This is a genomic window from Pedobacter nototheniae, assembly GCF_004335085.1.
In the GTDB taxonomy this organism is placed as follows: domain Bacteria; phylum Bacteroidota; class Bacteroidia; order Sphingobacteriales; family Sphingobacteriaceae; genus Pedobacter; species Pedobacter nototheniae.
The window spans coordinates 24888-47943 of sequence record NZ_RQRS01000006.1; the positions used below are offsets into that span (position 1 = coordinate 24888).

The 23056-nt window shown below is 34.6% G+C and carries 18 protein-coding genes; 12 read left to right on the top strand and 6 right to left on the bottom strand.

Annotated features, from left to right (window positions below):
• Window positions 1-184 precede the first annotated feature (184 nt).
• The 3 genes from EHC72_RS07085 to EHC72_RS07095 all read left to right on the top strand — a co-directional run bounded on the left by EHC72_RS07085 (window position 185) and on the right by EHC72_RS07095 (window position 5070).
• On the top strand, window positions 185-3538 hold the full coding sequence (locus EHC72_RS07085; RefSeq protein ID WP_131536982.1) for a TonB-dependent receptor: 3354 nt from the start codon (window positions 185-187) through the stop codon (window positions 3536-3538).
• 60 nt (window positions 3539-3598) lie between these two features.
• Window positions 3599-4150, top strand: coding sequence for a hypothetical protein (locus tag EHC72_RS07090; RefSeq protein WP_131536983.1), 552 nt, complete (start codon window positions 3599-3601; stop codon window positions 4148-4150).
• Window positions 4151-4437: 287 nt separating this feature from the next.
• Window positions 4438-5070 carry a M12 family metallopeptidase gene (locus EHC72_RS07095; protein WP_262711060.1) on the top strand — a complete coding sequence of 211 codons (633 nt, stop codon included), beginning with the start codon at window positions 4438-4440 and terminating at the stop codon, window positions 5068-5070.
• 60 nt (window positions 5071-5130) lie between these two features.
• On the opposite strand, the gene EHC72_RS07100 is transcribed toward EHC72_RS07095, so the two are convergent.
• Complete coding sequence (locus tag EHC72_RS07100; protein WP_131536985.1) at window positions 5131-5793, bottom strand: LytR/AlgR family response regulator transcription factor; 663 nt, start codon at window positions 5791-5793, stop codon at window positions 5131-5133.
• 265 nt (window positions 5794-6058) lie between these two features.
• Here EHC72_RS07100 and EHC72_RS07105 point away from each other — a divergent pair, with 265 nt between their 5' ends.
• The 3 genes from EHC72_RS07105 (at window position 6059) to EHC72_RS07115 (ending at window position 7543) form a co-directional block, all read left to right on the top strand.
• Entirely contained in the window at window positions 6059-6283 is a 225-nt protein-coding gene (locus EHC72_RS07105) for a helix-turn-helix domain-containing protein (protein ID WP_131536986.1), read from the top strand.
• A gap of 92 nt (window positions 6284-6375) precedes the next feature.
• On the top strand, window positions 6376-7140 hold the full coding sequence (locus EHC72_RS07110; RefSeq protein ID WP_131536987.1) for a methyltransferase domain-containing protein: 765 nt from the start codon (window positions 6376-6378) through the stop codon (window positions 7138-7140).
• A gap of 70 nt (window positions 7141-7210) precedes the next feature.
• Window positions 7211-7543, top strand: a complete 333-nt coding sequence (locus tag EHC72_RS07115; protein ID WP_131536988.1) for a DMT family transporter — start codon at window positions 7211-7213, stop codon at window positions 7541-7543.
• A 13-nt stretch (window positions 7544-7556) separates the two neighbouring features.
• Here the strand turns inward: EHC72_RS07115 and EHC72_RS07120 are convergent, their stop codons facing one another.
• The 4 genes from EHC72_RS07120 to EHC72_RS07135 form a co-directional block, all read right to left on the bottom strand.
• Window positions 7557-8183 carry a pentapeptide repeat-containing protein gene (locus tag EHC72_RS07120; protein WP_246029393.1) on the bottom strand — a complete coding sequence of 209 codons (627 nt, stop codon included), beginning with the start codon at window positions 8181-8183 and terminating at the stop codon, window positions 7557-7559.
• A gap of 10 nt (window positions 8184-8193) precedes the next feature.
• Window positions 8194-9648 carry an aminoacyl-histidine dipeptidase gene (locus EHC72_RS07125; protein ID WP_131536989.1) on the bottom strand — a complete coding sequence of 485 codons (1455 nt, stop codon included), beginning with the start codon at window positions 9646-9648 and terminating at the stop codon, window positions 8194-8196.
• A 174-nt stretch (window positions 9649-9822) separates the two neighbouring features.
• Complete coding sequence (locus EHC72_RS07130; protein ID WP_131536990.1) at window positions 9823-11004, bottom strand: AIR synthase related protein; 1182 nt, start codon at window positions 11002-11004, stop codon at window positions 9823-9825.
• Between the two features lie 210 nt (window positions 11005-11214).
• Window positions 11215-13389 (bottom strand): glutamine synthetase III family protein, encoded by a 2175-nt coding sequence (locus EHC72_RS07135; protein ID WP_131536991.1) that lies wholly within the window; start codon window positions 13387-13389, stop codon window positions 11215-11217.
• A 203-nt stretch (window positions 13390-13592) separates the two neighbouring features.
• Between EHC72_RS07135 and EHC72_RS07140 the strand changes: the two genes are divergently transcribed.
• Window positions 13593-14438, top strand: coding sequence for an energy transducer TonB (locus tag EHC72_RS07140; RefSeq protein WP_131536992.1), 846 nt, complete (start codon window positions 13593-13595; stop codon window positions 14436-14438).
• A 140-nt stretch (window positions 14439-14578) separates the two neighbouring features.
• Here the strand turns inward: EHC72_RS07140 and purL are convergent, their stop codons facing one another.
• Entirely contained in the window at window positions 14579-18241 is a 3663-nt protein-coding gene (gene purL / locus EHC72_RS07145) for a phosphoribosylformylglycinamidine synthase (protein WP_246029394.1), read from the bottom strand.
• Between the two features lie 195 nt (window positions 18242-18436).
• On the opposite strand from purL, the gene gloA2 reads away from it, so the two are divergent.
• The 5 genes from gloA2 (at window position 18437) to fbp (ending at window position 23024) form a co-directional block, all read left to right on the top strand.
• A complete protein-coding gene (gloA2, locus tag EHC72_RS07150; protein WP_131536994.1) occupies window positions 18437-18820 on the top strand; it encodes an SMU1112c/YaeR family gloxylase I-like metalloprotein in 384 nt (127 codons plus the stop codon).
• 3 nt (window positions 18821-18823) lie between these two features.
• A complete protein-coding gene (locus EHC72_RS07155; protein WP_131536995.1) occupies window positions 18824-19528 on the top strand; it encodes a tRNA1(Val) (adenine(37)-N6)-methyltransferase in 705 nt (234 codons plus the stop codon).
• A 90-nt stretch (window positions 19529-19618) separates the two neighbouring features.
• Window positions 19619-21418, top strand: coding sequence for a serine hydrolase (locus EHC72_RS07160; protein ID WP_131536996.1), 1800 nt, complete (start codon window positions 19619-19621; stop codon window positions 21416-21418).
• A gap of 15 nt (window positions 21419-21433) precedes the next feature.
• Window positions 21434-21925: a metallophosphoesterase family protein gene (locus tag EHC72_RS07165; protein ID WP_131536997.1), complete on the top strand. Its 492-nt coding sequence runs from the start codon at window positions 21434-21436 to the stop codon at window positions 21923-21925.
• A gap of 19 nt (window positions 21926-21944) precedes the next feature.
• Complete coding sequence (fbp, locus tag EHC72_RS07170; RefSeq protein WP_131536998.1) at window positions 21945-23024, top strand: class 1 fructose-bisphosphatase; 1080 nt, start codon at window positions 21945-21947, stop codon at window positions 23022-23024.
• Window positions 23025-23056 lie beyond the last annotated feature (32 nt).

A 23056-nucleotide genomic window follows, 5' to 3' on the forward strand; every position in this document is an offset into this window, starting at 1 on the left:
CAAAGTATTGATAAAGTGAAAGTTATAAGGTGCTTAATCCTATGTTAATTGTTGAAAAGTTTTGCAGTAGTTAATAATTATTTAACATTGAATGTTAAATTGTGTTAAAATTTATTAATTACATTTGCAGCGATAAAATCAGTTGATCTTATTCATAAAAAACAAAACATTTAAAAAACAAAGTATGAACAAATCTTTACTTTTAAAATTTGTATTCATTGTTGTAGCTTTTGTAGGTTTCGCTTTCGCAGTAAATGCACAGGTAACCACATCTTCAATGACTGGTACAATTAAAGATGCAAAGGGAGCTTTGCCAGGTGCCAGCGTTAAAGCTACACACACACCAACGGGTACAGTTTACTCTGTATCAACCAACAACGACGGTCGTTTTACAATTGGCGGTATGCGTGTTGGCGGTCCCTACACAATTGAAGTTAGCTTCGTTGGTTACAGACCAGAAAAATTAACCGATGTTTCTTTAAAGTTAGGGGAGCCTTACCTTTTAAATTTAACCTTAGTTGATAATAGTTCTACCTTAGCTGAAGTTAAAGTTGTTGGGCAGAGCAGTAATTCCATTATGAACTCTAATAAGAGTGGTGCAAATACTGTTATTACTAGACAACAAATCCAAAATTTACCATCGATTACACGTAGCATTAATGATTTAACAAGGTTAACACCGCAAGGTTCGGGTACTCAAGGTGCTGTTGGTGGTGGTAACTACCGCTCAAACAACTTTACAGTTGATGGTGCTAACTTTAACAATCAGTTTGGTATTGGTCAGAACATTCCAGCAGGAGGATCTCCAATTTCAATCGATGCATTAGAGCAAATTTCGATAAATGTTACACCATATGATGTTCGTCAATCAGGTTTTACTGGCGGATCTGTTACTGCGGTAACTCGTTCTGGTACAAACACATTTTCTGGTAATGCATTTTATACAATGCGAGGAGATGACCAACAAGGAAGAAGAATTGGTGAAAGCTATAGAATTCCTTCAACTTCTATTCAAAAGTTAGATGAAAAAAAATATGGTTTTAGCTTAGGTGGACCAATCATTAAGGATAAATTATTTTTCTTCGTTAACTACGAAAAGAAACATACAATTGAACCTGGAAATAATAGAATTGCAGCTACTGCTAGTCAGCCATATGGTAGTTTAACTACTGTAGCGCCTGCAACGGCTGGTGATTTAGATAAATTAAAATCTTATCTAATTTCTAGATATGGATATGATCCAGGTGTTTATCAAGGATATTCAAATATCAGCGACAATGAAAAAATGTTTGCTCGTTTAGACTGGAATATTACTAAAAACCATCGTTTAAGTGTTCGTTACAATCAAGTAGAAAGTTCATCTCCTAGTTCTGCATCAACTTCAGTATCTGGATCGGGTGTAACTGGTAACTTGGGTTATGGAAATAATAGATCTGGAACAAATACTAATGCTGGATTAAATTTTTCTAATTCAAATTACTATCAAGCAGCAAATTTATATTCAGGTGTTGCTGAGTTAAACTCAAACTTTGGTAGTAAAGTTACTAACGTTTTACGTGCTACCTATTCTCACCAAAATGATCCTAGAACTTCAGATAGTTCTCCTTTCCCTTTAGTTGATATTTTAAATAATACTCAATCATCAACTTCGGCTGGTAGTGTTTTAACAACTTTTGGTTATGAACCATTTACTTATGGTAACTTAAGAGATGTAAAAGGTTACACTTACAGTGATGATTTGAGCTTAGCTTTAGGAAAACATAATATTACTTTAGGTTTACAAGCTGAATTTAGCACTACAAAAAATGGTTTCCAACGTTTTGGTACAGGGTTTTATACTTTTGCTTCTTATGATGATTTTTATAACAATGCAAGACCATTACAATATTCTGTAACTTATCCACTAACTGCTGATGGCTCTCAAGCTTATCCTAGCTTTAAATTTGCTCAGTATTCAGCTTATTTACAAGATGAGTTTACAATTTCTGATCGTTTAAAGGTAACTGCAGGTATCAGATTTGAACAAGCAACATATCCTAATGTTTCAGAAATTAAAACACATCCTCTAGTTGCTGCACAAACTTTTGCTAATGGAGAGCACATTGATACAGGTGTATTACCAGCTAATAAAATAACTTATTCTCCACGTTTCGGTTTTAACTGGGATGTAATGGGTGATCGCTCTTTACAAGTTAGAGGAGGTTCTGGTATCTTTACTGGTCGTGTTCCATTTGTTTGGATTGTTGGTCAGTCTGGCGATGCTGGTTTATTACAATATACTCAAGTTTATTCTGGTGCTAATACACCACTTTTTAATCCAAATATTGCACCTAACTTAACTACTGCAGCTCCTGCAGCGGGAACAAGTATCCCGGGTACAATCAGTGCTATGGCTCCTAACTTAAAATTTCCTCAAACTTGGAAATCAAGTTTAGCAGTTGATTTTAAATTACCAGGTGGTGTTGTGGCTACTTTGGAAGGTATTTATGGAAAAGATTTAAATGTTGCTGTTGGTAAAAATGTTAACTTAAAAGATCCAACTGCATTGAACATTCCAGGTTATCCTGATAACAGACCTTTCTATGGAAGTACTGTGAATTCAAGACAAGTTGTGAACATAAACAGTGCAGGTGCTCCTGTTGCAAACGGTACATCAGTATTAAACGTTACTCAAATGACCAATGCCAAAGGTGGTTATAACTGGCAGGCAACCGCTCAATTAACAAAACAATTCTCTAATGGTTTATCTGCAATGATTGCTTATACTAGATCAGACCAACGTAACTATGGAGATGGAAGTGGTGACCAATTATTAAACCTATGGTCTATCCCATTTACTTCAACAAATGCTAACAATCCAACATTAAGTTATTCAAGTAACCTAAATCCAGATCGCGTTGTTGCATCAGTATCTTACAAGAAAGAATATTTTGGCAATTTAGCTACTTCATTCTCATTGTTTTATTCAGGATCTCAACAAGGAAGATTCTCATATAGCTATAGTGCAGACTTTAACCGAGATGGACAGACAAATGATTTAATTTATATCCCTCGTGATGCATCTGAAATTAATTTTGTTGCTATTCCAGCTGGAACTACAGGATATGCTAGAGCTTACTCTGCTCAGGAGCAAAGTGATATTTTCATGAATTACATTAACAATGATAAATATTTAAGTGAGCATAAAGGACAGTATGCAGAGCGTAATGCGGCTACATCTCCTTGGAGAAATCAATTTGATTTGAGGTTAACTCAAGAAGTTTTCAAAAACTTTGGTAAGACTAAAAACTCTTTCCAATTTACTGTTGATATCTTTAACGTAGGTAACTTATTAAACCGCAAATGGGGTAACGTAAATTTTGTTAATAACTCAGCAATTTTAGTTCCTCAAAATGTTTCGGCAATTAGTGCTACAACAAAACCAACATTTAGATTAGCTAATGCACAAGGTGATATTGTAAGAGAAACGTTTGGTACTTCTCAAACAATCTCATCAACTTACTATATGCAATTTGGTGTTCGTTATAACTTTAACTAATTCATAATCTTAACCCGATCTGTTTTTTAACAGATCGGCTAGGAATTAAAATAAAAAAATATGAAAAAATTAATATCAAAACTTACGATTTTAGCAAGTATTGTTGTTTTATCAATGAGTGCTTGTAAAAAAGATCCTAATGCAGAAAAAGAGGTGACTGGTAAAGGTGCTACAACTTTTGAAATGGCTAAGGGATCTGCAATCACAGCAAATGGTTCTACAAGTACAAGTAATGTAACTATTGATGCTATTGTTGGTGAATCTATTGCAACTAACAAAGTGATTTCTAAAATAGAAGTAGCTACATTAAGAGGTACAACAAGTTCTTCTGCTAAGACTATAATCGGTACTTTTCCTAACGTGACTTTAGCTGCTTCTACTACAGCTACACCAGCTGTTTCTGCTATTGGTGCTTATGGTAATGCTTCAAATATTATTTGGGGATTAAGATTTACTTTTCCTTTAAGTAACTTTGTAGGCTTAACAAACCCTACTACTGGAAAAACAACAGGTTCTACTAGTATTATTTTTACTTTGAAAAATGCTGACGGAACAGTCATAGCTGAATATACTGCTACAACTGCTGAATATGGTTTGAAATTATCTAATTAAACAGAACTAATAATTTCATTAAAAAAGCAAGGCTAATTAGCCTTGCTTTTTTGTTTAACACTATTTTTTCTACAAAAATATATGTGTTTATATGTTTTGAGAAATCAAGTCCCTGATGTTCAGGAAAAAATGACTACTTACCACTTAAAAAACGGAGGGCAAGTTACTGTTTTTGTTAACTCTAGAAATGAATACATAGTTGGTTGTGATGTCATCTTATCTAAGCAGAAAATTGCCTATTAGAACATAATAAAGTAGAGAATACTAAAAAGTAAACACGGCATGCAATTGGTTTAATGCATGAGCAAACTAGGAGCGACCGTGATCAATATATTAATGTTAATTATTCAAACATCAATTCAAATTGGACATATCAGTATAATACATATGATGCGCAGGGTAGTTCTGGATCTGAAATTGGTGCTTTTGATTTTAATTCCATTATGTTATATCGTTCGTATGCCTCCGAGGCAAGTATTGGGGGCAATGGTACTCCACAAATGACGCGAAAAGATGGTTCAACTTGGAATGATAACTATTCTCTTTCTCAAGGAGATATTGAAGGGGTTAAATATCTATATGACCCAAAAATATATCTAAAAGTAACAGCAATTTATAATGAGAATGAATCGTATTCAAATATTAGCATGACAAATGAGGATGTTAGAGAGGTTTATGATGTATATGTTGACTTTTATAGTAACTCACAGTTTACAACGCCATTAAGTTTAACAACTCCTTTAGAGATTAAGATAATGTCAAATGGAGTTGTAAGTAAAGTTAAGATAGCTTCTGGTCAAAGTTCTGTATATCTTGGACAATCACTAGATGAATATAGTACGGAGTATGGAAAATATCGATATCATAATACTATTTCATTAGGTGTGGTTAAAGGGGTAGGCTACATTTTATCTTATTAATAATTTTAACAAAATAAGACCTCCTACGGTCTTATTTTGTTAAATTAATAGTGCAACCTATTACATCGCATTAAGAAAACTTAACTTATCCATCTTTAAATTTATCTCTTCTTCTGATAAATCAGTAACAAAATTTAGATTAACTAAATAAGACTGGCTTATTTGCAAGAACCGAAAATCATCCTTAAACATTTGTAGTACTTCGTTAAAATTAACATGAACAGTAATGCTTTGTGTCTCGGTAACGATTATTACTATATTATTTTTATTTTGAATTAGAATAATATCAGCCTTTAACAACCGATCAAAGCAACCCTTATTTTCTTTTTCAATAAATAAATTATCGTCAGCATGATTACAGTAAGGATATGCAAGTTGATGAATTGTTTTAATTAGCTTAAATTGGTTTATTGGCTTCAGCTTGTGCTGATCTGAGCTTAAATTGAATGCCTTTAAAGCAATCAGAATATCTGGCGTTACAAAAACAATGAATTTTACCTTATCTCTTAATCTTTTTAAAAGTTCTAGTCCGGAGAGTTCTTTCATATCTATATCCATAAATAGAAAATAAACATGATCACTTTCATTAATTTCGAAAAGAGCCTTTATTGGGCTTGTATAACTTTTAATAATCGTTAAAAAAGGATTGCACTCAATTAATGAAGTAAAATGGTTAACAGAACTTGGTTGGCTATTTATAATTACGCACTGAAGCTTTTTCATATAAAAATGTATTAATAGTTTGAGATCATTAAATCAAATTTTTGCTCACTCATTTATATCTTAATTATAAACTGAAATCATGAATAAGATTGGTTGTGCGATTGTATTTACCTAAATTGTATATTAATATGATTTTAAAATAAAACTATTGATACTAATATATTGGTTAAAAGTATACAAAAATATTTGAATAGCGGTTATTAATGACCGCAAAATTTTTAGATAATCTAAACACCTTGCCTAACTCAATAGTTATGTAAGAGAAATGGTTGCGAAAGACTATACACATATTCAAAAACAGTTTGGAGATAATCTTCAAAAAATTAGGCATAACAAAGGATTAAGCCTTCGTGCACTTGCTGCGAACTGTGATATTGACGACAGTAAAATTTCTAAAATTGAAAACGGAAAGTTTAATATCAAGCTATCTACGATAATTGAACTTGCCAAGGGATTAGATGTTAGCCCAAAAGATCTTCTTGATTTTTAGCTGGCTTGATTCTGAAACGGTTTAAAAATAATTCCTCCTGGCGAAACATAATACTTCATTTTAAGTTATATTACCGATAACGTTGGAAAATTATGGGATGGAATGCTGAAGTATATAATAAATTTAAGGAAGAGCGTTACGAGCCTTATTACGATCTACAATCTTTGATTGATGTTAAACCTGGTTTAAAAGTTATAGATCTTGGCTGCGGAACGGGGGAGTTAACCAAAAAGCTTTCTGAATATTTACCTGGGAGCCATATTTTAGGAATAGATTCATCTTCTGAAATGTTGAAAGCAGCTCAAGAATTTACAAACGATCGGGTTCTATTTGAAAAAATTGGCATACAAACTAAAATTGAGCAAAACCAACTATATGATTTAATATTTTCTAATGCTGCTTTACAGTGGTTAGACGATCATGAAACGCTGTTTCCGGCAATTATTAAGAAAGTTAAGCCTGGTGGACAGCTAGTTGTTCAAATTCCATCCAACCACGATCATTTCACACATCAAGCCTTAAGAGATTTAGCTTCTGCAGAACCTTATCAAACAGCACTTAAAGGTTGGGTAAGGTCTGTTTCAGTTTTAAAGATTGATGACTATTCGGAAATTTTTTATAATAATGGTTGTAAAAAAATGGTTGTTTTTGAAAAGGTTTATGCACACGTTTTACAAAATGCAGAAAGTGTTTTCAATTGGACCTCAGGCACTGCTTTAATTAGATATTTGGAGCGGTTACCAGAGCACTTGCAAGATAATTTTAAAGTGGATTATAGACTTAAATTAGAAAATAAATATAGCGATAGTCCAATTTTTTATCCTTTCAAACGCATCTTAATGTCAGGAGTTTTTTAAACAGAATGATTTTTCATCTATGGTTTTATAAATGATTAATTTTAGAAATTACTTTAATCTTTGAGAAACTATGAAAAATTATCTGTTTTTAGCTTTTGCAATTTTATTCGAAATTGTTGGAACAACAGCACTAAAATATTCTGAACAGTTTACCAAACTTATCTATAGTATTGCCACTATTTTAGCTTACGTTGCCGCATTTTATTTTTTAAGTTTAACGCTAAAAACAATCCCTGTTGGTATTGCATATGCAATTTGGTCAGGAGTAGGAATTGTATTAATTACTGTGATAGGGATTGTTGCCTTTAAACAAATTCCTGATTTGCCAGCAATTATTGGTTTAGTTTTAATTATTGCTGGCGTTGTTATTATCAATTTATTCTCTAAAACGGCATCTCATTAACTAAAAATAGATTTTAGACAGTAATTATAATGTCGTACTTATTTAAAAGCCCACTAATTCCTGATTGTGAAAATTTAGCTTTTTTGATTCTGTTTTCCTCAGGATCAATACTATAATTATAGGCCGTACGGAAATCTGCCTTCTCCAAAATTGTATTTTGAAACGTGGCTAGATTTAAGTCACAATAATCAAAAGTTGCTTCGCTTAAATCACATTCTGTAAAATCTACTTCATCTAATTTTGTGTTTGAAAAGGAAGTTTTCTTTAATTTAACTCTGTAAAAAGTAGAATGCGATAGAATACAGTGATTTGTTGTGATGGAAAAACCAAAATCATTACAATTTTCAAAGTGTAAACCCAGCATTTTGCAGTCTTTAAAAGTTACATCTCTAAAAGCTGTTTTATTTAGTTTAGCCAAACTCAGGTTGCATCCAATAAAATCACAATCTGTAAAGGTATTACCCGAAAGATCAACGTTGGAAAAATTACAGTTTAAAAAAGTGCAATGGTCGTATTGACCGTTCGAAAAAGGCGTTTGTGTGAAATCTAATTTGTCGAAAATTTGATCTTCTATATAGTCTTGCATAAAGTTAATCTCGGTAACGGAGGGATAAGAAAGTATGCCCGAATAAACGAGCATACTATAAAATTTATTTTACAGGAATTTCACGAAGTACATGAAGCAGATAGTTGTAAAACTTATCAACTGAAGCGATATTTACACGTTCATCTGGCGAATGAGCTCCACGGATGGTAGGTCCAAAAGAAATCATATCCATTTCAGGGAAATACGAGCCTAAAATACCGCATTCTAACCCTGCATGGCATGCACCTACATGCGGTGTATGCTCAAAATGATCGGGATATAATTTTAGCATTAATTTAAGAATGGCTGAATCTGCATCTGGTTTCCAGCCTGGATAATCTCCGTTTTGGACAATTTCACATCCGATATTTTCAAAAGCAGATTTAACGGCAATAGCAACATCTTCTTTTGTGCTTTCTACACTGCTTCTTTGAAGCGATTGCGTGATAAATTTACCTTCCTTAATACTTACTTTGGCCAAATTTGTTGATGCTTCTACCAAATTTTCAATATCAGGGCTCATCCTGAAAACACCGTTTGGCGCAGCATAAATTGCCCGTAAAATTTTAGGAAAATATTCAGGATCAACTATTAATAATGGCGTTTCTATCAAATTAGATTCAATTATTAAACCAGTTTCTATAGTTTTATTTTCTTCTTTAAGAATAGATGAAAATTCTTCAAAAGATTGTATAAAAGCATTTTTTTCGGTTTCTGGTAAGGTAATTACTGCAACCGATTCTCTAGGAATTGCATTGCGCAAACTACCTCCATCCAAGCTGGCAAGCTGAATATTAATGGTTTCTTTTACTTTATAAAGCAAACGGTTCATTAGTTTATTTGCATTTGCTCTGCCACGGTGAATATCCATACCAGAGTGGCCGCCCATTAAACCTTTAATTTTTATTTGAAATGCAATTGAGCCGCTTTCTACAGCAATTTCTTTATACTGTGCCTTCGTATTAGTATCCAATCCGCCAGCACAACCGATGGTTAATTCATCTTCTTCTTCAGTATCCAGATTTAAAAGAATTTTTCCGCTAAAATTGGTTGGATCTAATTGTTTTGCTCCTGTCATACCCGTTTCCTCATCGATGGTAAACATGGCTTCAATTGCTGGGTGTTCAATATCTTTTGAAGCCAGGACAGACATAATTGCGGCTACACCAATGCCATTATCTGCACCAAGCGTGGTCCCTTTGGCTTTAACCCATTCGCCATCTACATACATATCTATTCCCTGGGTTTCAAAATCAAAGATAGTATCACCATTTTTTTGGTGCACCATATCTAAATGTGATTGTAGTACAACCGTTTCGCGGTTCTCCATACCTGCTGTAGCGGGTTTTTTAATTACTACATTTCCAATGGAATCTTTTATTGTTTCAAGGCCTAAGCTTTTTCCGTAATTTAATACAAATTCAATAACACGTTCTTCTTTTTTAGATGCCCGTGGTACAGCATTTAAATTGGCGAAATTCTCCCATAATATTGCTGGAGATAAATCTTTTAATTCCATTTAGATATTGATTAAATATAATTGTTAAGATATTTTAAGCCGTAAAGTTACTATTTACCTTAACCTATATAGTGGAATTTTGAATCTTTTTAAAAGGAATTTTTGGAAAGGTTATAAACGAAAAAAGCGGTTAATGTATTTAACCGCTTTTCAACTTTTTATTGAGAATATATCTTAATTATATACAAAAGTTCCTTTTTCGCTGTTGATCGTTACTTGTTTTTGATCGCCTTTTTCTACACGACCAATAATTTTTGCATCTATGTTAAAGCTTTTAGATATCTGAATAATGTTTTCTGCAATCTCTTGAGGAACATATAATTCCATGCGGTGCCCCATATTAAAAACCTTGTACATTTCTTTCCAATCCGTACCAGATTCTTCTTGAATTAACTGAAACAGGGGAGGAACAGTAAATAAGTTATCCTTAATTACGTGGATATCATCATTAATAAAGTGTAAAACTTTGGTTTGAGCACCACCACTACAATGTACAATACCATCAATTTGGTTGCGGTACTGATCTAATATTTTCTTGATTACTGGTGCATATGTACGTGTAGGAGATAAAACCAATTTACCCGCAGTAATTTTACCAAAACCTTCAATCTCAATTTCGTCCGTTAATTTCTTTTTACCTGAAAATACTAAATCGAATGGAACAGCAGGATCAAAACTTTCTGGGTAAGCATTGGCTACAGATTTATCAAATACATCATGGCGGGCAGATGTTAAGCCGTTTGACCCCATACCACCGTTATATTCGGTTTCGTAAGTAGCCTGACCATAAGAAGCCAAAGCAACAATTACATTACCAGGTTTAATATTATCGTTACTAATAATGTCTTCGCGTTTTAAACGACAAGTTACTGTAGAATCCACAATAATTGTTCTCACTAAATCGCCTACATCGGCGGTTTCTCCACCTGTAGAATAAATTGAAATGCCCTGCTCGCGTAAGTCGGCTAAAATTTCTTCAGTTCCATTAATCACAGCAGCGATAACTTCTCCTGGAATTAAGTTTTTATTGCGGCCAATAGTTGATGATAAAAGGATATTATCAGTAGCGCCAACGCAGATTAAATCATCAAGATTCATAATAATGGCATCTTGTGCAATTCCTTTCCAAATGGAAATATCACCAGTTTCTTTCCAGTAAACATAAGCTAAAGACGATTTTGTGCCAGCACCATCAGCGTGCATAATATTGCAGTAATTTTCATCGCCACCCAAAATATCAGGAACGATTTTGCAAAATGCCTTAGGGAATATTCCTTTATCTATATTTTTGATGGCATTATGCACATCTTCTTTGGAGGCAGAAACCCCACGCTGATTGTACCTGTTATCACTCATGTTGGCGCAAAGATAAGGTTTTAAGGTGGAAGGTAAAAGGATGGAAGCCGAAAGGTTTAAGGAAATATCATGCTTTTTTACAGCTGAAAATCTTAGGCTAGCAAGCTAGTTTTGGCAATTATTAATACGTGTAATCGTTTACTGTGCTCCAAAAAACAAAAAGGGCGTAAAGTAAACCTTACGCCCTATATTTAAACCTGATGGTTTATATTATTTTAAGAATAATAACTCTCTGAATTTTGGTAAAGGCCAAACGCTATCGTCAACAATTTGCTCCAATTTATCAGCATGATAACGAATTGTATCGAAGTAAGTTTTAACTTTCTCATCGTAAGCGATTGCTTTTTCGCGAGTATCTTCGATTTTGTTGGTTACTTTACGTTCTTCTAACATGGCATCAATATTGGTTTTCACAATATTTAAGTGCTCTGCTAATTTGGTAACAATATCTAAAGAAACTTTGCTATCAACACCAATTTCTTTTAATCCTTTAACGTTTTCGATTAAGGTATTTTGGTAAGCAATTGCAGCAGGAATAATTGCCGTATTTGCTACTTCGCCCATTACACGTGCTTCAATTTGAAGTTTTTTATAGAAATTCTCTAACATGATTTCATGACGGGCATGGATTTCACGTTTGCTATAAACATTTGTAGCCGCAAATAAATCAGCAGATTTTTCTGATAAGTAAGCATCTAATGCTTTAGGGGTAGTTTTGATGTTTGATAAACCACGTACTGCAGCCTCATCTTCCCACTCCTGGCTATAACCATTTCCTTCAAAACGGATATTTTTAGATTCTTTGATGTATTTTTTAATTACAGTTAATAAAGCGATGTCTTTTTTATCACCTTTCTTAATTAATTTATCTACATCAGCTTTAAATTTAACCAACTGATCTGCCATAATTGCATTTAAGATCGTCATTGGTGCCGAAGAGTTTGCTGATGAACCTACAGCTCTTAACTCAAATTTATTACCTGTAAAGGCGAAAGGAGAAGTACGGTTACGGTCGGTATTATCCATCAAAATTTGAGGGATTTTAGGAATGCCTAACCATAATGCATTGTCTTCTTTAATTTTTTTGCTGATGCGTGAGTGTTCAATCTCATCTAATACATCATTCAATTGTGAGCCCAAGAAGATAGAGATAATTGCAGGTGGCGCTTCATTAGCTCCCAAACGGTGATCATTACTTACAGATGCAATACTTGCACGTAATAAATCAGCATGCTCGCTAACCGCTTTAATTGTATTTACAAAGAAAGCAAGGAACATTAAGTTGTTTTTTGGCGTTTTACCTGGAGCCAATAAATTTTTACCAGTATCTGTAATTAACGACCAGTTATTGTGTTTGCCTGATCCGTTAATACCTGCGTATGGTTTTTCGTGTAATAAAACACGGAAATGGTGACGACGAGCAACTTTTTCCATCAAATCCATCAATAATTGATTGTGATCGATAGCTAAGTTGATTTCTTCATAAATTGGAGCACATTCAAATTGAGAAGGTGCAACCTCGTTGTGACGGGTTTTTAATGGAATACCTAATTTTAAGGCTTCATTTTCGAAATCTACCATGTAGCTGAATACACGCTCAGGAATAGATCCGAAATAATGATCTTCTAATTGTTGGCCTTTAGCAGACATGTGTCCGAATAAAGCACGACCAGTTAAAGCTAAATCCGGGCGGGCATTAAATAACGATTCGTCTACTAAAAAATATTCTTGTTCAATACCTAAAGAGGCATTTACTTTGGTGATGCTTTTATCGAAATACTGGCAAACATCAACAGCAGCTTTATCTAATGCAGCTAATGCTTTTAATAATGGAGCTTTATAATCTAGTGCTTCGCCTGTATAAGACACAAAAACAGTAGGGATACAAAGCGTTTTGCCTGCTTTGCTTTCCATAATGAATGCTGGAGAAGAAGGATCCCATGCGGTATAACCACGAGCTTCAAAAGTGTTACGGATACCACCGTTAGGGAAACTTGATGCATCAGGCTCTTGCTGAACTAATGCACTACCTGCAAATTTCTCAATAGCACCATCGCCGCTTGGCTCAAAAAATGAGTCGTGCTTTTCTGCCGTAGTACCAGTTAATGGCTGAAACCAGTGTGTATAATGCGTTGCACCTGCACTCATTGCCCAAGCTTTCATAGCCGTAGCAATCTGATTAGCGTCGTCAGAATTGATTAATTCACCTTGATTGATCGATGAAATTAATTTTTCATACACGTCTTTAGATAAGAAATCTCTCATTTTTCTCTTATCAAATACATTAGAGCCAAAAAAGTCAGAAATTTTTGCTGCTGGTGATTTAACTTCTGGTGAAATTCTGTTTTGAGCCTCTTTTAATGCGATGGTTCTTAAGCTTTTCATTAATTTGTTATGTTTTTTTGTCAAAAATACTATATTTTATTAATTTTTATAAGGTAAAATGTTAAAAATCATCAATTTTATGGAAAATGAAATTAAAAAATGTTTTTCAAATGAAAAATTTCATTTTTTGTAAATAAATAGTTTTTTTTAAAGTTTTATGGAATTGATGATTTGCCTGCATCATGGTATAAAACTTAAATACTATGTTCAATTCATCTTTTAACGTATACAAAACCGAGTGGCTCGATCTTGTATTTTCAAACAGAAACAAAAGTTATGGTGCTTACGAATTGAGATCAAATTCTTCGAAGATCATGACGAAATCTTTAATCGTTGCTGGTGGTCTTTTCATTCTGCTTTTCTTTTCGCCGATGATTTACAACAAGCTTTTCCCGAAAGTGGTTGAAACGCCATATGTAGCAAAAGTGGTTGATCTTTCTAACGTGATTCATGATAATATTAAAAAGGAAGAACCAAAGAAGGAGGAACTGAAAAAAACTGAGCCTGAACAACAAAAGGTTAAAACGGTAAAAATGGTTTCGAATATAGTGGTTACTAAAGATCCGGTAACGGAAGAGCCGCCAACCATGAAAGAGTTGGAGAACGCCGTTGCGAGCAACAAAACTCAGGAAGGTGAAATTAAACCCAATTTAGTTTTAAGTGAAACAAAGGAGAAAAGTGATGGTAATGGTACAGGAAAGGAAGTTGCTACTGGGGATGGAAATGCGATTTTAGATCCTACGGGGGTGGATGAATATCCAGAATTTGCGGGTGGCATGAATGCTTGGTCGAAATACATTCAACGTAATTTAAGGTATCCATACCAAGCGCAAGAAGATAATATTCAGGGAAAAGTTTTCATCAGCTTTGTTGTTGAAAAGGATGGATCGATAACTGATGTTAAAGTGGTAAGGGGGATTGGTTATGGTTGTGATGAGGAAGCTGTAAAAGTGATTAAGAAATCACCATTATGGAAAGCAGGAAAAAATAAAGGTATGCCGGTAAGGGTACGTTATAATATGCCTATAAACTTTACTATTTCTAATTAGATATTCAATTAGCGCTCAGTGTAGGGGATGTTGAAGAGTTCCGGGGAAACCCGGACTTTTTTGTTTAGTGAAAACTGAATTAAATCAAAAAGGCAGATGTTTTTTAATTCATCTGCCTTCTATATTATATAAGGTTAAGCTTATTTTTTATTTTCAACCCATTTTCTGGCGTTTACAAAAGCTTCCATCCACGGCGAAACTTCATCTTTACGGCCTTTTGGATAATTTGCCCAATGCCATTGGAATAAAGAACGCTCAATGTGTGGCATCATCACCAGGTGGCGGCCAGTTGTATCACACATCATGGCGGTGTTATAATCAGATCCATTAGGGCTTGCCGGATAGCTTTCGTAAGCGTATTTAGCTACAATGCTATATTTATCTTCGCTATAAGGCAAGCTGAAACGACCTTCGCCATGCGATACCCAAACACCTAAAGTATTGCCTGCTAAAGTAGAAAGCATTACTGAATTGTTTTCTGCAATGGTTAAAGAGGTAAAAATACTTTCGTGCTTATGGCTTTCGTTATGCAGCATTTTTGGTTTTTCTTCATGGTCTTTATTAATTAAACCAAGTTCAACAAAAAGCTGGCAACCATTACAAACACCAACAGAAAGTGTATCAGGACGGGCGAAGAAGTTTTCTAAAGCAACTTTAGCTTTCTCATTAAACATAAATGCGCCAGCCCAGCCTTTAGCCGATCCTAAAACATCAGAGTTTGAGAAACCACCTACAGCACCAATAAACTGAATATCTTCTAGTGTTTCTCTGCCCGAAATTAAATCGGTCATGTGTACATCTTTCACATCAAAACCTGCAAGATACATTGCGTTTGCCAATTCACGTTCTGAGTTACTACCTTTTTCACGTAATACAGCTGCTTTTGGTCTTGGTTTGCTCCCGTCAATTACTGGTTTTTTACCATCAAACTGAGTAGGGAAAGTGTAATTTAAGGGTTGGTTTTTATAATTATCAAAACGTTCTTTAGCTTTTACAGCACCGCTTTGTTTTTGATCTAATAAATAAGAAGTTTTAAACCAAACATCACGCAAATGATCGATGTCAAAACTTAAGTTATCTGTTTGATTTTTTAATTCCAGTTTTGAATTAGCATTTACTTCACCAATTTTATGGTAAGCAACACCATTGCTTTCTAAAACCGCTTCAACTGAAGCATCAGCCTGAAAAACTACTGCAATATTTTCAGCGAAAAGCAATTTAATAATATCTTGCTCTGCTAGTGAAGAAAGATCGATTTTTGCGCCTAAATCACGATCAGCAAAACACATTTCTAATAAAGTAGTAATTAAACCACCGCTACCAACATCATGTCCGGCCTGGATTTTATCGTCTTTAATTAATTGTTGTAAAGTATTAAAAGCAGTTTTAAAGTTATCGGCATTCTTAATATCAGGAGTTTCAGTACCAATTCTATTTAAAATTTGGGCGAAAGATGACCCACCAAGCTTGTATGCATCATTAGAAAGGTTGATGTAGTAAATAGAACCACCATCTTTTTGAAGCACAGGCTCTACCACTTTTGTAATATCATTACAATTACCGCCAGCAGAAATGATTACGGTACCTGGCGCAATTACATCACCATCTTTGTATTTCTGTTTCATTGAAAGTGAATCTTTTCCGGTTGGAATATTGATTCCTAAATCAATGGCGAAATCTGAACACGCTTTAACAGCTGCGTATAAGCGGGCATCTTCACCTTCATTTTTGCATGCCCACATCCAGTTGGCAGAAAGTGAAACACTTTTTAAACCATCTTTTAATGGTGCCCAAACGATGTTTGAAAGAGATTCTGCAATAGCATTTCGGCTACCAGCAGCAGGATCAATCAAGGCAGAAAGTGGTGCATGGCCAACTGAAGTGGCAATACCTTCTTTACCCTGAAAATCTAAAGCCATTACACCGCAGTTGTTTAAAGGCAATTGTAATGGGCCAGCATTTTGTTGCTTAGCAACTCGGCCACCCACGCAACGATCTACTTTATTTGTTAACCAATCTTTAGCAGCAACCGCTTCTAACTGTAAAACTTGTTCTAAATATTCGTTAACTTTTGCTGTATCGTAAGTAACAGGTTGATATTGACGATCAACTGTTTTATCTTCCATTATAATTTTAGGTGAGCTGCCGAACATATCTTTCAATTCTAAATCCATTGGTTTAGCGCCAGTGGTTGCAGATTCGAAAGTAAAACGATGATCGCCAGTTACTTTACCTACAGTGTACATTGGAGAACGTTCGCGATCTGCAATTTTCTGTAAAGTGTTAATATGCTCATCACTAATTACCAATCCCATACGTTCCTGAGATTCGTTACCAATAATTTCTTTAGCCGAAAGGGTAGGATCGCCTACAGGAAGTTTATCTAAGTTAATTTTGCCGCCAGTTTCTTCAACTAACTCAGAAAGACAGTTTAAGTGACCGCCAGCGCCATGATCGTGAATAGAAACGATTGTATTATGATCGCTTTCTACCATACCACGAACAGCATTTGCTGCTCTTTTTTGCATTTCGGGGTTTGAACGTTGAATGGCATTTAATTCGATGCCACTACCATGCGCACCCGTATCAGCTGATGAAACTGCTGCTCCACCCATACCAATGCGGTAGTTTTCGCCACCTAATACTACAATATTATCTCCGGTAGCTGGTTTTTGTTTTTTAGCCTGACTTGCTTTACCATATCCAACACCACCTGCAAGCATAATTACTTTATCAAAGCCTAATTTGCGTGAGTTTTCTTCATGTTCGAAAGTTAAAACTGAGCCAGTAATTAAGGGTTGTCCAAATTTATTTCCAAAATCTGTAGCACCGTTTGAAGCTTTAATTAAGATATCCATTGGTGTTTGGTACAGCCACTGTCTTTCTTCAACACCTTTTTCCCAAGGGCGATTTTCCTCCAAACGAGAAAGCGCAGTCATATAAACCGCAGTTCCAGCTAAAGGTAAAGAGCCTTGTCCGCCAGCCAAACGATCTCTAATTTCGCCACCAGAACCGGTAGCAGCACCATTAAAAGGCTCAACAGTTGTTGGGAAATTATGTGTTTCTGCTTTTAATGAAATTACAGATTCAAAATCGCTTAAAGTGTAGTAATCAGGTTCATCTGCACGTTTTGGTGCAAATTGCTGCACTTTTGGTCCTTTAATAAAAGCTACATTATCTTTGTAGGCCGAAACAATATCGTTAGGATTTTCTTCAGATGTTTTGCGAATTAGCTTAAATAAAGAAGTTGGCTGCTCTACTCCATCAATTACAAAAGTACCGTTAAAGATTTTATGACGGCAGTGTTCTGAATTTACTTGAGAGAAACCAAATACTTCCGAATCGGTTAAAGCACGACCTAAATTTTTAGAAAGATTATTCAAATAATCTACTTCCTCATCACTTAAAGAAAGCCCTTCTTGTTTATTGTAAGTTGCAATATCTGTTATTTCTAATATTGGCTCAGGTTTTATGTTAATGGTAAAAGTATCCTGATCCAGTTTATTGTATTTCTGAGAAAGCATAGGATCAAAATCCTTAAAATCTTCTTTCACAATTTGAAACTCTTCAATTCTGATAATGCCTTGCATATCCATATTTTGAGTGATTTCTACAGCGTTTGTACTCCATGGAGTAATCATTGCTGCACGGGGACCGACAAAGAAATCAGTTAAAACTGTTTCGTTTTGCTTTTTAGCTCCGCCGAATAACCATTCTAATTTAGTAATATCAACAGTGGACAGCGCTTGTTCTGTTTGTACAACAAAAACCGCGTTGGATTGGCTTAAGAAGAAATGAATCATGCTTTTTTTTTGAAGCTGCAAATTTAGCTTTTTTAAATTAAATGAGTGAAGGAATGAATTAGAGAATTTTGAATGGCAAGAAGATTACAAAGAATTTGATTAACTGAAAGGGATATTTTGCAACTTTGCTTGTATAATTTATACATTTTATCATTCATTCAATAATTCAGTCATTCTTTCATTCGATTATTAAATATGTTTAACAGAATCCATCATATTGCTATAATTTGTGCAGATTACGAAAAATCGAAAGATTTCTACGTAAATAAACTTGGTTTTGAGATTTTGGCAGAAGTTTATAGAGCAGAGCGTAAATCGTATAAATTAGATTTAGCTGTTAATGGTGTTTATCAAATTGAACTTTTTTCGTTTGAAAATCCACCAGCCCGTCCATCAAGGCCAGAAGCACAAGGCTTAAGGCATTTGGCTTTTGAGGTGGATAATATAGAAGTGGAAATCGGTCGTTTGGCAACTCATGGAATTACAACAGAATCTATTCGTATTGATGAATTTACGGGAAAAAGATTTACCTTTTTTAATGATCCTGATGGCTTACCGTTAGAGCTTTACGAGGTTTAATTTATGAGTAGTATTTTTAAATTCAAGCAATTCGAAATAGACCAAACAGGTTGCGCTATGAAAGTAAATACCGATGGTGTTTTGCTTGGTGCGATGGTTAATCATCACACTCCAATGCGTATTTTAGATATTGGAACTGGTACTGGAGTAATTGCTTTAATGCTTGCGCAACGTTTTCCGGGTGCAATTATTCATGCTATAGAAATAGATCAACAAGCATCCGAAACAGCAAAGAAGAATTTTCAGTTTTCAGTTTTCAATGATAGGTTATCAGTTGAAAATGTAGCGTTAGAACAATATAATAGTGTTGAACGCTTTGATTTAATTGTTTCTAATCCACCTTTTTTTGTAAATGATTTAAAAAATGATGAGCATAGAAAAGGAATAGCCAGGCATGCCGGCGTTGATTTTTTTGAAATGATGGTCAAAAAATCTGCTGAGCTTTTAAGCGAAAATGGTAAGATTTGGTTAATTCTTCCTGTTAAACAAGCAAATGATGTAATTGCTAAGGCTTCAGAATTTGGCTTGTCGCTTTGCGATAGAATTAATTTGCATTCAGATAAAACTAAGCCAACCTTTAGACAGATAATTTGTCTTAGTAATAGTAAAATGCCATTAAAAGAAACAGATTTTTACATCTACGAAGCGTTAAAACAAAATACACAAGAGTATAAAATTTTACTTAAAGATTTTTTTCTGGCTTTTTAATTTAGTGCTTTTCTTTATTTAAGTGAATATTAATATTATCAGATTATCATTTGTAATTTAGGCGGATACTATCATCTCAACTAAATTAAAATGAAAAGCCCACTTAGTGCCCTCTTATTATGCTTATTAGCATTATCTTCTATCGCACAATCAAAAAAAACATCTGATCCTTTAGCCGGCATTGATACTTTATTTAATAGGATATTGAAAGATCAACAAGTTGCTGGTTTTGCTGTGGCGGTTGTAAAAGGCGATCAGGTAATATATAGCAAAGGTTTTGGTTACCGCGATCTTGAAAATAAAAAACCAGTTACACCCAACACGCTTTTCGCTATAGGATCTAGCAGTAAGGCTTTTACTGCATCTTTAATGGGTTTATTGCAAAAAGAAGGTAAGTTGTCTCTTGATGGAAATGCCGTTTCTTATTTGCCTCAATTACGTTTTTATAACGATAATATGAATAATCAAATTACGGTGCGAGATATGATGTGCCATCGTACTGGCCTTTCTCGTTATGATTTATCCTGGTTTGTTTTTAATACTTCCAATCGCGATAGCATAATACAACGTGTGCGCTATATGGAACCAACTGCTGGCGTTCGTGAAAAATGGCAATACAACAATTTTATGTTTTTAGCACAGGGCATGATTGCCGAAAAGCTTACAGGTAAAACCTGGGAGCAAAATATTAAGGAACGATTTTTTGATCCGCTAGAAATGAAACGTTCTAATACTAATGTGTTTGAAATGGAAAAAGATGCCGATGCTTCTTTACCCTACACCGTTAATAGTAAAGAAGCTATTGAAAAGGTTGATTATTATAATATTGATGGAATGGGGCCAGCGGGCAGCATAAATAGTAGCGTTGAAGATATGACGCATTGGTTAAAAGTTTGGATAAGCGGTGGTAAATATAAAGAGAAAGAGATTTTGCCGGTTTCTTATATCGGAGAAGCAGCAAGTTCGCAAATGGTGATTAGTAGCGGGTTGCCTCAAGAGGATAAGGATATTTATTTCTCAAATTACGGTTTAGGCTGGATGCTTAATTCTTACCGCGGGCATTATATGGTTGAGCATGGAGGTAATATTAATGGTTTTTCTGCAAGTGTATCTTTTTTTCCTACAGATAAAATTGGTATTGTTGTTTTAACGAATCAAAACGGGTCTAAGGTTCCAGAAATTGTTTACAGCAGCATTGCAGATAGAGTGCTTGGATTGAAAAATATAGATTGGAATGGTCGGATAAAAAGAGAGAAAGCTGAAGCAAAAGAAAGAGCAAAGGCTGCAAAAAAAGAAACAGAAAGTAAGCATGTTTTAAATACCAAGCCTTCGCATCCTTTAAAAGATTATGATGGACTATTCGATAATCCTGCATACGGCGCTATAAATGTAGTTTTTAAAAATGATTCGCTTTTCGCAACCATGGGAAAAGAACGTCTTTTACTAAGGCATTACCATTATGATGTGTTTAGCATTAGCGGAATAGATAAAGATGGAAAAATTGATACAGCGGTAAGCGATTTACGTTTTAATTTTGTTAGCGGACCAGATGGTAAAATTGAAAATATTAATATTCCACTTGAACCTGGCATGAAACCAGTAGCATTTGCATCTAAAGCAAGATTGGTAAATTTGGATGAAAAGGCTTTGCAAAAATATGTTGGCGATTATGATAATGGTACTAAGATATATTTGAAGGGACAAACCTTATTTCTTTATGTGCCGGGACAACCCGAATACGAAACAATTTCTGTTGGGAATGACACTTTTAACTTTAAAAAACTTAAAGGTTATAGTATTAAGTTTGAAGTAAAGGATGGAGATGCAAAGGCTTTATCTGTTTCGTTTATACAGCCCAATGGAATATTTAAAATGGTAAGAAAAAACTAGAAATATTATTATTCTTTGAAAAAAATAGGACTTATATCAGATACCCACGGTTATTTGGATGATGCGGTATTTAAACACTTTGAAGCATGTGATGAAATTTGGCATGCAGGTGATTTTGGGCCCGAAGTGGCTGAGCCTTTAGCAGCTTTTAAGCCTTTAAGAGGTGTTTATGGTAATATAGATGATAAAATAATTAGAGCCGAATTTCCTGAACACAATAGGTTTATGTGTGAAAGTGTAGATGTTTGGATGACTCATATTGGCGGTTACCCAGGTCGGTATTCTACATTGGTAAAACCAGAAATTTACACTAAGCCGCCAAAATTATTTATAACCGGGCATTCACATATTTTAAAGGTAATGTTCGACGAAAAGATCAAATGTTTACATATAAACCCCGGTGCAGCCGGAAAACATGGCTGGCATAAAGTTAGAACCTTAATTCGTTTTTGCATATCTGATGAAAATATTCATACCTTAGAGGTCATAGAATTATCGGGTAGATAATGTAAAAAGTACACTAAGTATGGTTTGTGGCGTTAAAACACTAGGACAGTTTATTATTGAGAAACAAAGTGATTTTCCTTATGCAAAAGGAGAGCTTTCAAGATTGTTAAGAGACATTGGTATTGCAGCAAAAATTGTAAACCGGGAGGTAAATAAAGCCGGATTGGTTGATATTTTAGGTGATGTAGGTACCACAAATATACAAGGAGAGGAGCAAAAGAAGCTTGATGTTTATGCAAATGAGCAATTTATTGCCGCATTAACCAGCGGTGGTGAGTGTTGTATTGTAGCAACTGAAGAGGAAGATGAAATTATCCATATCGAATCTCCAGTTTCTCAAAATGCTAAATATATTGTTTGCATTGATCCACTTGATGGCTCATCTAATACAGATGTAAACGTTGCCGTAGGAACAATTTTCTCCATTTTTCGCCGTAAATCTACGGATGGTAAAGCAACCATTAATGATGTTTTGCAAAAAGGAACAGAACAAGTTGCTGCGGGCTATATTATTTATGGTTCATCAACTATGTTGGTTTATACTACAGGAAAAGGTGTTAATGGCTTTACTTTAGATCCTTCTATCGGCGAGTTTTGTTTATCTCACCCTCAAATGAAAATTCCAGATACGGGGTATATTTATTCTGTTAACGAAGGGAACTATGTGCATTTCCCTGATGGCGTAAAAAAATACATTAAATATTGCCAAGTGGAAGATGAGGCAACAAAAAGGCCTTATACTTCAAGATACATTGGCTCAATGGTTGGCGATATTCACCGCAACTTAATTAAGGGAGGAATTTATATTTATCCAACTACTTCCCGATCACCAAAAGGAAAATTAAGATTGTTGTATGAATGTAACCCAATGTCGTTCATTATTGAACAGGCAGGAGGGAAGGCAACAACAGGTTTTGAAAGGATTTTAGATGTTGAGCCTACAGAATTGCATCAAAGGGTGCCAATTTTTATTGGCTCAAAAAATATGGTAAATAAAGCTGAAGAAATGATGGCTATTTATACAAATCCAAGCGAATTAAATACGGATAAGGTAGAAGCAAAGCTTGAAAATCTGGGTATTGTTGGTGGAATTGATTAAGGGAATTTAATTCTTTGAGCATTTGCTTTATG